Raw genomic sequence first — 11,389 nt, 5'->3', positions numbered from 1 at the left:
TTCATGGCATTCGGGATGACGTGATGTGTTCAAGTCCGAGAATTTCATCATGCTGAACGCAGTGAAGGATCTCCAAATGCAGGCACAGTGCCACATGCGGGAGATCCCTCATTGCATTCGGGATGACGTGATATGTTCAATTCCGAGAATTTCGTCATCCTGAACGCAGTGAAGGATCTCCAAATGCAAGCACAGTGCCACACGCAGGAGATCCCTCATTGCATTCGGGATGACATGATGTGTTCAATTCCGAGAATTTCGTCATCCTGAACGCAGTGAAGGATCTCCAAATGCAAGCACAGTGCCACATGCAGGAGATCCCTCATTCCATTCGGGATGACGTGATGTGTTCAAGTCCGAGAATTTCATCATGCTGAACGCAGTGAAGGATCTCCAAATGCGGGCACAGTGCCACGTTCAAAAGATCTCTCATTGAGTTCGGGATTAGGTTTTCAGGGGATCTTGGGAAGTTACATTCAAAGCCTGTCAGGCTCTTGAAAAGTCGAAGGAAATGATATTCGCTATTCCGGGCTGATCTAAGGCTAATGCAAGCAATCGATCCACTCCCAGAGCAACACCGCTGCATGAAGGTAATCCATGTTCCAAAGCCTGTAATAAAAACGGATCAGCTTCTACTGCCGGCAAACCAAGTTGTTTTCTATGATCTTGATCCTGAGCAAAGCGTTTAGCCTGGGCATGAACATCGGTGAGTTCATGAAATCCATTAGCCAACTCGACTCCCCGATAATAGACCTCAAAACGTTCGGCAACACCATTCTGAATTTTAGCCAGTGATGCCTGGGAAGGCGGGAAATCATAAACAGCAACCGGAGCATTTTGTTTACCCAGAAAGGGTTCAACAACATGGCTCATTAATAAGAATAAATACTGATCTCTATCCTGCTCTTGAGGAGACAACACGGATTCCAGTTGGTTTTGTGACAATACATTTTTAAATTGATCTATTGAGGCTGTAAACGGATCAAGATCACAACTTTCCATGAACGCTTTTTGATAGGTTTTTTTGATCATGGGTTCGGATTGCATCAACGTTTGCAATAATAAATCCATCTCTTCCATCAAGGCATGATGATCGATACCTAACTGATACCATTCCAATAAGGTAAATTCAGGATTATGCCATCGCCCCAGTTCATCATCTCGAAAAACTCGAGCCAACTGAAATATAGGTCCGCTGCCTGCGGCAAGCAACCGTTTCATATGGTATTCAGGGGAAGTTTGTAGACAGTAGGATCGGTTTCTAAAAGTAGCCCTGATATTACTAAGGTACACATCCGTCACACCAAATTGACCCATTATTGGTGTTTCAACTTCGAGATAGTGCCTATTGCTAAAAAACTGGCGTATTTTTGCGATAAAACGGGCTCGTTGCTGTAATAATTCTATAGAGGCTGATGGCTGCCATGACGATTCAAACATCATTAATAAAAAATCCCCAACTCTAGTCGTGCGGCTTCCGTCATTCGTTCCTGCGACCAGGGTGGTTCCCATACCAACTCAACGGAACAATCACTAACACCCTCGACCTGATTTACAGCCTGTTCGACAGTTCCTGGGAATGTTTGTGCTACAGGACAACCCGGAGTTGTAAGTGTCATTTGAATGTCTACGTGACCTTCATCATTAATGACAACATTATAAATCAATCCCAAATCATAAATATTGACTGGAATTTCAGGATCAAATACACCTTTCAGTGCCAATATCACCTGTTCTTTAACTGCTTCATTATCCTGTTTTTTCTTAAAACCAAACATGCCAGACCTCTATCTAACGCATCGTGACGATTCAAACCCTAACAACATAGCCAAATTTTATAAATACGTGTTATTCAGTTTTCACTATGGTTGTGTCTTTATTTAAAGCTGCTTCCAAAGTATGCCAGGCTAAAGTAGCGCACTTAACCCGAGCGGGAAATGCCTTTACACCAGCAAGAACCGTCAATTTATCCATGGAATTTAATTGTTCTTCCTCATCCAATGTGAGCATATTATGAAATCGATGAAACAAATCATGGGCTTCTTTAACAGTTTTACCCTTTAATGCATCAGTCATCAGAGAAGCTGAGGCTTGGGAAATCGCACAACCACAGCCTACAAAACTTAAATCAGTGATCAGATTATCAGCAATCTTGGCGTATACGGTGAGTTTATCGCCACATAAAGGATTAAACCCATTCGCCTGAGTTGTTGCATCCATCATGGAATGGTGATTACGCGGATTGCGATTATGATCAATAATGATTTCCTGATAAAGTTCTCGCAACTCCATATTCATGCAAATACCTCTTTCACTTTTTTCAGCGCTTCAACACAAAGATCAATTTCTTGTTGGGTATTGTAAAAAGACAATGAAATTCTTGAAGTCGCCGCCACACCAAAGAAATCCATCAAAGGCATAGCACAATGATGTCCACTACGAATCGCTATGCCTTCACTATCTAAAATGGTGCCAATATCATGAGCATGAATCTTACCATGCACAAAAGAAATCACTGGAACTTTATGTTCCGCAGTACCAATAATATTAAAACCTTTTACAGATTCAACGGCCGCAGTTGCGTATCGTAATAATTGAGTTTCATACTCAGCAATGACATCCAGATCTAAAGACCATAAATAATCAATAGCTGCACCCAAACCAATAGCACCTGAAATATTAGGTGTACCTGCTTCAAATTTATGTGGAATCGCTGCAAACTCAGTGCCTTCGAAACTCACATAGTTAATCATTTCGCCCCCACCTTGATAGGGAGGCATACCATTTAAAAGCTCTTCTTTACCCCAAAGTACACCTATACCTGTTGGACCATACATTTTATGCCCTGAAAAGGCATAAAAATCACAATCCAGATCCTGAACATCAACGGGTAAATGAGCTGTTGCCTGAGCGCCATCCAATAATACTTTGGCGCCGTAAGCATGAGCCATTTCAATCATTTTTTTCACTGGGTTAATCGTACCCAACGCATTGGAAACGTAATTAATGGCTACAAATTTGGTATTTTCATTTAATTTTTTTTCAAACTCATCCAGCAATAGTTCACCATTTAGTGAAATAGGGGCTACCTGCAGGATTGCTCCTGTTTGTTTACATACCATTTGCCAGGGAACAATGTTGGAATGATGTTCCATATGAGTAATTAATATCTCTTCACCGGGCACTATATGAGGAGCAACAAGACTTTGAGCAACCAGGTTAATGCCTTCGGTTGTGCCGCGTACAAAAATGCATTCTTTAGCTGACCTGGCATTAATAAAACGCTTTACTTTTGCTCTGGCATCTTCATACAGCTCCGTTGCTCTGACACTCAGTGCATGAACTCCGCGATGTACGTTTGAATTATCGTGCTCATAATAATGCGTCATCGCATCAATTACTGATTTAGGTTTTTGGGTCGTTGCAGCATTATCAAAATAGATTAAATCATAATCGTTGATTTTTTGACTCAGAATAGGAAAATCATTACGAATTGCATTAAAATCCAATGATGTAACTACTGAAGGATTAGTACTCATTAGCGTACCCCAACTGTTGAGTTAATAATTGCCCCATCCAATCAGCCAGGTCACGATTTTGAATGAGACGTAAATTGTCCTGAGCAAATGCATGAATTAAATATTTCGATGCTTCCAATCTGCCTATTCCGCGCGTGGCCAGATAGAATAAAGCTTCTTCATCCAGCTGCCCAACGGTTGCACCATGAGAACATAATACATCATCAGCAAAAATCTCTAATTGTGGCTTGGTATCAATTTCAGCATTGGCAGAAAGCAGCAAATTCTTGTTTTGCTGTTTGGCGTTTGTATGTTGGGCATCTTTGGATACAATGACTTTTCCATTAAATACTGCCCGTGAGCGACCGGTTAAAATGCCTTTATAATCTTGTTCACTGGAACATTCTGGTACTAAATGATGTACGGTTGTATGATGATCGACATGTTGGCCTTCCGCAGGAGCATAAATACCATTCATCAGACAATGAGCATGCTCTTCCTGCAAGTATATACTGATATCACCACGCACCAGTTTTCCTCCCAAACTCAGGGAGTGATTGAAAAATTGACTGTGCGCGGATTGCCGCACTGCGGTATGACCAAGATGATAAGCCGATTTACTTTCGTTCTGAATTTTGTAATGTGACAATCTGGCGCCAGCGCCAACAAATACTTCAGTAACGGTATTGGTTAAATAAGAACACTGTTCCGCACCTTTATACTCTTCCAAAAGAGTCGCCTGGCTATCCGCCTCAGCAATAATCAAATGCCTTAGATGTACTGCCTGATTGTCGAGATTCTGGCTATGAATTAAAGCAATAGGTTCCTCAATACACACGCCTCTGGGAATATATAAAAATACCCCACTATGAATCAGAGCTGTATTCAAACAATGAAAACCATGTTCCTGTTTCAGGATGGTACCCAGATAAGTTTTAATCAGGTCTTCATGAGTTGTCAAAGCAAGGGCTAAGGGAATTAACAAAACACCTTTCGGTAATTGTTTAATCCATTCAGGTTCATTAACAATCACCCCATCTTGAATGAACACCTGGTGTTTCACCGGCAGATTTGAAGACGTTACACCGTTTAAACTGCTCGCATGTTGAGGTATCTCAAACGGTTGTTTGAGTAAAGAATCCAGCAGAGTATATTTCCATTCTTCATCGTGACGGGTTGGAAATCCTTGACGACTTAATTTATCCAGCGCTTTAGTCTGCATTTGTGCAAGCCAGGGAATAGTAGATTTCCCGGCTTTAGCCTGCTGTTGATAAAAACTTAAAATCTCGTTCATCACTGCTCCGTTTCTTCAAGCCAGCTATAACCTTTTTTCTCCAGCTCAAGCGCCAAAGATTTATCACCAGACATGATAATACGGCCATTCACCAGAACATGGATAAAATCAGGCTCGATATAATCGAGTAAGCGTTGATAATGGGTCACTAAAATTATAGAACGCTCGGCAGATCGCATGGCATTGACGCCCTGTGAAATAATCCGTAATGCATCAATATCCAGACCCGAATCTGTTTCATCAAGTATAGCCAGCTTTGGCTCCAGTGCCGCCATTTGAAGAATTTCATTCCGTTTTTTCTCACCGCCGGAAAATCCTTCGTTAATGCTGCGATATAAAAAGCTTTCATCCATATCCAGTAATTGGCATTTTTCACGAATGAAACTCAAAAATTCTATAGCATCCAGAGTATTTCGACCCTGTCCCTTTCGAACAGCGTTGACTGAAGCCTTTAAAAAGTTGATATTGGTTACCCCTGGTATTTCAACCGGGTATTGAAAGGACATAAAAATACCGGCCTGTGCTCTTTCTTCAGGTGACAACGGTAATAAATCCTTCCCAAAATAATCTACTTCACCACTGGTTACCTGATAAGAAGGATGCCCAGCCAGCACTTTAGACAAAGTACTCTTGCCTGAACCATTAGGTCCCATTATGGCATGCACTTCACCGGCGTTAACCTGCAAATTGATGCCTTTTAAAATTGATTGTGCATTCACTGCGACATTGAGTTCATTAATTTTTAACATATTAACCTACTGCCCCTTCTAAACTTATTCCTAACAATTTAGTGGCTTCCACCGCAAATTCCATTGGTAATTCTTTCAATACCTGCTTACAAAAGCCGTTGACGATCATTGAGACTGCATCTTCAGTATCTATGCCTCGTTGTTGGCAATAGAATAATTGTTCCTCACTGATTTTTGATGTAGTCGCTTCATGCTCTACCTGAGCAGTCGGATTTTTTACTTCGATGTATGGAAAAGTATGAGCTGAGCATTCACTTCCCATTAACATCGAATCACATTGAGTGTAATTACGTGCATTGGTAGCCGTTGGCGCAATGCGAACCAGACCGCGATATGCATTATGGGCGCGTCCGGCGCTAATCCCTTTTGAAATAATGGTCGAACGGGTATTTTTTCCCAAATGAATCATTTTGGTTCCCGTATCAGCCTGTTGACAATTATTCGTTAAAGCAACGGAATAAAATTCACCTACAGAATCATCGCCCTGCAGAATAACGCTGGGATATTTCCAGGTTATCGCCGATCCTGTTTCAATTTGAGTCCAGGAAATTTTTGAACGCTTGCCTCTGCAGGCACCGCGCTTGGTCACAAAATTATATATTCCACCTTTACCTTCTTTATCACCAGGATACCAGTTTTGAACCGTTGAATATTTAATTTGCGCGCCATCCAAAGCCACCAGTTCTACAACTGCTGCATGCAGTTGATTTTCATCACGCATGGGCGCAGTACATCCTTCAAGATAAGATACATAACTGTCGGCATCAGCAACAATAAGCGTACGCTCAAACTGACCTGTAGATGCGGCATTGATACGAAAATAAGTAGATAACTCCATTGGACAACGAACACCCTTGGGAATATAAACAAAGGAGCCATCGCTGAATACAGCAGAATTCAATGCAGCATAAAAATTATCTCTATAAGGTACAACTGAACCCAAGTATTTCATCAATAAATCAGGATGCTCATGAACCGCTTCTGAAAAGGGGCAGAAAATCACTCCTTTTTCAGCCAGTTTGGCTTTAAAAGTAGTTGCAACAGAGACACTGTCAAAAACAGCATCAACAGCAACTCCAGCCAGCATTTCTTGCTCTCTCAATGGAATGCCTAACTTTTCATAAGTCCTTAATAATTCAGGATCAACCTCATCAAGACTTTTTGGTGCATCTTTTTTATTTTTTGGTGCAGAATAATAAGAAATCGCTTGATAATCCACGGGAGGATAGTGCACGCTGGACCATTCAGGATGAGGCATGGTGAGCCAGTGTCTGAATGCTTTTAAACGCCATTCCAATAGAAATTCAGGTTCGCCCTTAATTGCGGACAGACGACGAATGACATCCTCATTCAATCCGGGTGGAAAAGTATCCACTTCAATGTCGGTTATAAAACCATGTTGATAATCTCTGTCGAGCAGAGAATTAATATGCTCACTGCTTTTAGCCACGATTTACTCCACTTGCTAATTGCCGAACTCGATCAACATCCTGTGTATGAAGAGTTGGTTTTGCCAATGCTTCCAAACTGACACTATCCAGCGCAGTTTCTATCGCACGGCTTATTAAGCGCCAATTACCCTGAATGGTACATACTCCCTGCAAAGAACAATCATTGGGTTGCAAACTGCACTCGGTAAATCCACGATGTTCTTCCAACGCATAAATAATTTGTGACACTGATATTTCAGTAGCCGGCCTTTGCAGCCTGTATCCCCCGGTTACTCCACGCACTGAAGTTAACAGCCCTGCACTGGTTAAACGTTTTAATATTTTACTGACTGTTGGTACAGCTAAATGGGTATGTAAGGCGATATCACGAGCATTACACAGTTCCTGTGCATGCTTGGCAAGATATACCATCACCACTGTTCCATAATCAGCCAATTTGCTAAGGCGCAGCATAACACCCCCAAACCGAATTATCTAGTACCAAAAAGGTCTTAATTCAGGATAAACCCTGGTTGTGGATTCAATTCTGCTTTTAGATCTTATAGTATAAATATAGTACCAAATTAGTTCTATATATGGCAAAAGGCGAATAGTACCTTATTATAAGGAAAATATCCAATCAAAATACCATTTTTGACACATTAATAGATATTTATTGAGTATAAATAGAGAGCAAGGAACGAGGGTCTGTTCGTCGGATATCAATACAGTAAAACCCTAATAGAATGATGCCTTTTGGTAACCTCATTCATCATCAAAAGTACCCTTTTCCAGAAAACTCAGTATTAATTTCTGTGTCTTAAAATTATTCATGATAAAGGTATGAGTAGAATTGATAACGACGAGATCTGCTTTTCCATCCAAATCAGCAGATGAAGGCGGCACTTTTGCATCAAATCGCCCCGCGATTATCCCCATTCTAATTTTGGGTACAGGAACATGATGTACATACGAGGATTGGTCGGAACTCAGTTCTGCCAAAGGCTTTATGGGAGATGTAAATATCGGAAACATTTTTGTAGATAATTTGGCTAAAAAAGACCCTTGGTTTGGCGGCGCCATCATGATCAAATACCCAATGTTCTTTAACTGATCTTTCGACAGTTTGGCTATGGCTTCCCTAACAATTATCCCTCCAAGACTATGGGTAATGAAATGAATTTTAACTCCGGGATTATTTGCTAATACTTGCTCAATGTATTGATTTAAATTAATACTGTGTTCGTGAATAGTATATTTTGCTGATGGATAACTGTATGAATACACAGTATACCCCTGATGTTCCAGAAACGACTTCAACAAACTCATACTCATGGAAGTACGCATTAATCCATGAATTAATACAACCAATTCTCGTTCGTTTTTTTCTTTATCGCTCACTTCAGGAGCTTTAACTCCCGCCTGACTGTTCTCATTGACTGAGTATGCGTATACGGGCAGAAGAATACCTATTCCGATAAATAACAAAAGAATGAATTGAGTTATTAAGTGTTCATTGCGAATGATTTTAACCATCATACTCCCTGTCTGTATTTTAATAATACAATACCTCCTCATTCGCATTTCAACTGCGTGAGATATCGTAAACGGATTATAGTACCATTTATTTAAACTTCTTGTATAAGGCTCTTCCTATCAAAAATACAATTAATACAATCACAGCCCAAATCAACATCAAAGGAACGAAAAATATGAAAAACTCTATAATCCCATAAGTAAATTGCCGCAAAGTTTTGATTAATTCTTGATAGGATTCGGAAATCACTTCGGTAATTTGCCACTTTGAATCATAAGTTATCTGAATCTCGGGATTCATACTTAAATCAATTGTAATTAAAGAATAAGCTACTGATTCTTTATAATATTTGATTTGCCCCTCAGTAACGTCTATTTTCCGTTGTGTTTCACTTAGTTGTTGAAAAACCAACAGTACGTCTTCTGTTTTTGTCGCGCCTTGCATGATTTTGGCGAGTTGCGCCTTAGTTGTTTTTAAGTTATTTAATTCACTTTCAAGATTTACGTATTGTTGGGTAATATCCTCTCCAGTTATGGATTCCTGTACGACTTTTATAGCCAAACCTTTTAAAGTATTGAGCGCACTGTTTAAACCATTGGCTGGCACACGGATGCTGATTTTTGCATATTCCCCACCGCCATAAGAAACATTTTGATTCAATTCAGAATTGACTACATATCCTCCCGAGTGATCCGCTATTTGGGTTATTTCATCCATAGCTTTTGGAATATCATTCACTTGCAAAGACAATTGCGCATTTCGAATAATCATTCTCCTCATCACCTGTTCTGATTGAACCTGTGCTGGTTTTTCTGTACTCATTGCGGCAGAACCGGTAACCGTATTATCCATGGTTTTATAAACAGCAGGAGCCCCCGCATACATGGTTGTCCCAGCTCGAGAAAACAGGAATTTATAACCGAATAATAATACCGAATAAATACCGATAACGACCAAGACAGAAACAATGATTTTCTTCATGATGATGCATCTCGTTATGATGATACTAAAAAGTTTGGCATAAATTTCAACTAATAACCAATTTTTACTCTTGCTAATCTCACTTAAAGGATTAAGAATAAAGAATAAAATTATTGGTCTTCAGGAGACAGGATGACTCACGACAAGGAAATCAGTGATCTGATGCAGTCCGTTGCAGAAAAAAGTCTGCAAATTATTACTGAATTAAAAGAAATGCCAAACCAACTTCCTGCCTTATTGAGTCAATTTATTGATTTAACAGAAAATTTTCAAAATTTAATTAACGTCCTACTAAACAATCCAGAAAAAGTGTGGCAAATGCAATTGAATTATTGGGAGGATGCGGTCAATTTAGCTCAGAATCAATTGAATCATTGGCTACAAGGGAAAACCATGCCCATTGAAGATCATCGATTCAATGGAGATGATTGGCTCAATAATCCTTTTTTTAATCTGTTAAGTCAGCAATATCTTCTCGCCAATGAACACATGAATTCCTTGTTGGAAAAAATGGAATATGGGGATAAAAATTTAGCAAAACGAGTACGTTTTTTTGCCAAACACTATTTAGATGCCCTCTCTCCCGCCAATTTTATCCATACCAATCCCCAGCTCATTGCAGAAACCATACAAAGCCGTGGAAAAAATCTGTTGCATGGTCTGCATAATCTGCTCAACGATTTGGAAGTAAACTCATCACGATTAAACATCAAAATGACGGATACTGATGCATTTAAACTTGGAGTCAATATTGCGACCACTCCCGGAAAGGTCGTCTTTCGCAATGCCATGATGGAATTGATTCAATACACGCCACAAACAGCTAAGGTAAAACAAATACCTCTGCTCATGATTCCACCTTGGATTAATAAATATTATATTTTGGATTTAAGTCCACATAATTCATTAATTAAATGGCTGGTTTCTCAGGGAATTACTGTTTTTATTATTTCCTGGGTTAATCCTGATGAACGATTTGCCAAAAAAAGTTTATATGATTATTTAAAAGAAGGGCCAATGACTGCCATTGCAACTATTCAGAAGCAATTAAACGTCAAAGAAGTAAATACATTGGGATTTTGTATCGGAGGTACTCTGCTAGCGACTTTATTGGCTTATAATAAAATGCATCAGGATAACTCGATTCGCAGTGCGACGTTCCTCGCAGCAATGATTGATTTTAGTGATCCTGGTGATATATCCGTTTTTATCGATGAACAACAAATTAAAAAATTAGAAGCCGAGATGGATGCAAAAGGGTATCTTGATGGTAAATTTATGGCGTCCAGCTTCAACTCACTGCGTGCAAACGATTTAATATGGTCATTTTTCATTAAAAATTACTTGCATGGAAAAAATCCGGTTCCTTTTGATATCCTGTTTTGGAATGCCGATTCAACCAACATGCCAGCCACAATGCACTCGCAATATTTACGCTGGATGTATTTGCATAACGATTTAGTAAAACCCGGTAAAATAAAGCTCAATAATACACCTATTGATGTAAGAGCTATTGATATACCCACATTTTTTCTTTCCACACAAAAGGATCATATAGCCCCCTGGAAAACCACTTATACTGGCTTTCAACTCATGAACGGACCTAAACGTTTTGTACTGGGTGGCTCAGGGCACATAGCGGGTATTATTAACTCACCGGTTGCAAAAAAATACGGTTACCGCACCAACAACAATTGCCCGGCCAGTGCTGATGAATGGCTGGAACATTCTGTTGAACATCCTGGCTCCTGGTGGGAAGAGTGGCTCAAATGGCTAAAAGCTCATTCGGGTAAATCCATAGCAGCGCCAGTATTGGATCAACTTCCTTTGCCGCCAATAATGGATGCTCCGGGAAGTTATGTATTAAAAAAATAATCGAG

The 11,389-nt window shown here is 39.9% G+C and carries 11 protein-coding genes; 1 reads left to right on the top strand and 10 read right to left on the bottom strand.

From position 1 onward, the window contains the following. Window positions 1-486: 486 nt before the first annotated feature. From epmA to Lqua_RS11550, 10 genes are all read right to left on the bottom strand, one after another. Entirely contained in the window at window positions 487-1,440 is a 954-nt protein-coding gene (gene epmA, locus Lqua_RS11595) for an elongation factor P--(R)-beta-lysine ligase (protein WP_058474732.1), read from the bottom strand. 2 nt (window positions 1,441-1,442) lie between these two features. Next, on the bottom strand, window positions 1,443-1,778 hold the full coding sequence (locus Lqua_RS11590) for an SUF system Fe-S cluster assembly protein (RefSeq protein ID WP_058474450.1): 336 nt from the start codon (window positions 1,776-1,778) through the stop codon (window positions 1,443-1,445). 70 nt (window positions 1,779-1,848) lie between these two features. Continuing rightward, window positions 1,849-2,298 (bottom strand): Fe-S cluster assembly sulfur transfer protein SufU, encoded by a 450-nt coding sequence (gene sufU / locus Lqua_RS11585; protein ID WP_058474449.1) that lies wholly within the window; start codon window positions 2,296-2,298, stop codon window positions 1,849-1,851. Further along, complete coding sequence (locus Lqua_RS11580; protein ID WP_058474448.1) at window positions 2,295-3,539, bottom strand: cysteine desulfurase; 1,245 nt, start codon at window positions 3,537-3,539, stop codon at window positions 2,295-2,297. Before Lqua_RS11580 ends, sufU begins: the two co-directional genes overlap by 4 nt. Beyond that, window positions 3,529-4,812: a Fe-S cluster assembly protein SufD gene (sufD, locus tag Lqua_RS11575; RefSeq protein WP_058474447.1), complete on the bottom strand. Its 1,284-nt coding sequence runs from the start codon at window positions 4,810-4,812 to the stop codon at window positions 3,529-3,531. The genes Lqua_RS11580 and sufD overlap by 11 nt, the downstream gene beginning before the upstream one ends. Further along, entirely contained in the window at window positions 4,812-5,561 is a 750-nt protein-coding gene (gene sufC, locus Lqua_RS11570; RefSeq protein ID WP_058474446.1) for a Fe-S cluster assembly ATPase SufC, read from the bottom strand. The genes sufD and sufC overlap by 1 nt, the downstream gene beginning before the upstream one ends. Before the next feature lies 1 nt (window position 5,562). Then, window positions 5,563-7,011 (bottom strand): Fe-S cluster assembly protein SufB, encoded by a 1,449-nt coding sequence (sufB, locus tag Lqua_RS11565; RefSeq protein ID WP_058474445.1) that lies wholly within the window; start codon window positions 7,009-7,011, stop codon window positions 5,563-5,565. Then, complete coding sequence (locus tag Lqua_RS11560) at window positions 7,004-7,465, bottom strand: SUF system Fe-S cluster assembly regulator (RefSeq protein WP_058474444.1); 462 nt, start codon at window positions 7,463-7,465, stop codon at window positions 7,004-7,006. Before Lqua_RS11560 ends, sufB begins: the two co-directional genes overlap by 8 nt. Before the next feature lie 291 nt (window positions 7,466-7,756). Further along, the gene (locus Lqua_RS11555) at window positions 7,757-8,530 is read right to left on the bottom strand and encodes an esterase/lipase family protein (RefSeq protein WP_420798062.1); all 774 of its coding nucleotides are present in this window, start codon (window positions 8,528-8,530) and stop codon (window positions 7,757-7,759) included. Window positions 8,531-8,615: 85 nt separating this feature from the next. Further along, window positions 8,616-9,509: a DUF4349 domain-containing protein gene (locus Lqua_RS11550; protein WP_058474442.1), complete on the bottom strand. Its 894-nt coding sequence runs from the start codon at window positions 9,507-9,509 to the stop codon at window positions 8,616-8,618. Between the two features lie 132 nt (window positions 9,510-9,641). Here Lqua_RS11550 and Lqua_RS11545 point away from each other — a divergent pair, with 132 nt between their 5' ends. After that, complete coding sequence (locus Lqua_RS11545) at window positions 9,642-11,384, top strand: PHA/PHB synthase family protein (protein ID WP_058474441.1); 1,743 nt, start codon at window positions 9,642-9,644, stop codon at window positions 11,382-11,384. The last annotated feature ends 5 nt before the right edge of the window (window positions 11,385-11,389 follow it).

The organism is Legionella quateirensis, from assembly GCF_001467955.1.
Lineage (GTDB): Bacteria > Pseudomonadota > Gammaproteobacteria > Legionellales > Legionellaceae > Legionella > Legionella quateirensis.
Note: the sequence above shows the minus strand (reverse complement) of the source record. Positions and strands in the feature narration are given on the sequence as shown.

What these genes read in the sequence shown, in the direction of transcription:
- Lqua_RS11550 (WP_058474442.1), bottom strand. Translation starts at nt 9,509, where the DNA reads ATGAAGAAAATCATTGTTTCTGTCTTGGTCGTTATCGGTATTTATTCG.
- Lqua_RS11545 (WP_058474441.1), top strand. Translation starts at nt 9,642, where the DNA reads ATGACTCACGACAAGGAAATCAGTGATCTGATGCAGTCCGTTGCAGAA.
- sufD (WP_058474447.1), bottom strand. Translation starts at nt 4,812, where the DNA reads ATGAACGAGATTTTAAGTTTTTATCAACAGCAGGCTAAAGCCGGGAAA.
- Lqua_RS11580 (WP_058474448.1), bottom strand. Translation starts at nt 3,539, where the DNA reads ATGAGTACTAATCCTTCAGTAGTTACATCATTGGATTTTAATGCAATT.
- Lqua_RS11555 (WP_420798062.1), bottom strand. Translation starts at nt 8,530, where the DNA reads ATGATGGTTAAAATCATTCGCAATGAACACTTAATAACTCAATTCATT.
- epmA (WP_058474732.1), bottom strand. Translation starts at nt 1,440, where the DNA reads ATGTTTGAATCGTCATGGCAGCCATCAGCCTCTATAGAATTATTACAG.
- Lqua_RS11560 (WP_058474444.1), bottom strand. Translation starts at nt 7,465, where the DNA reads ATGCTGCGCCTTAGCAAATTGGCTGATTATGGAACAGTGGTGATGGTA.
- sufU (WP_058474449.1), bottom strand. Translation starts at nt 2,298, where the DNA reads ATGAATATGGAGTTGCGAGAACTTTATCAGGAAATCATTATTGATCAT.
- sufC (WP_058474446.1), bottom strand. Translation starts at nt 5,561, where the DNA reads ATGTTAAAAATTAATGAACTCAATGTCGCAGTGAATGCACAATCAATT.
- Lqua_RS11590 (WP_058474450.1), bottom strand. Translation starts at nt 1,778, where the DNA reads ATGTTTGGTTTTAAGAAAAAACAGGATAATGAAGCAGTTAAAGAACAG.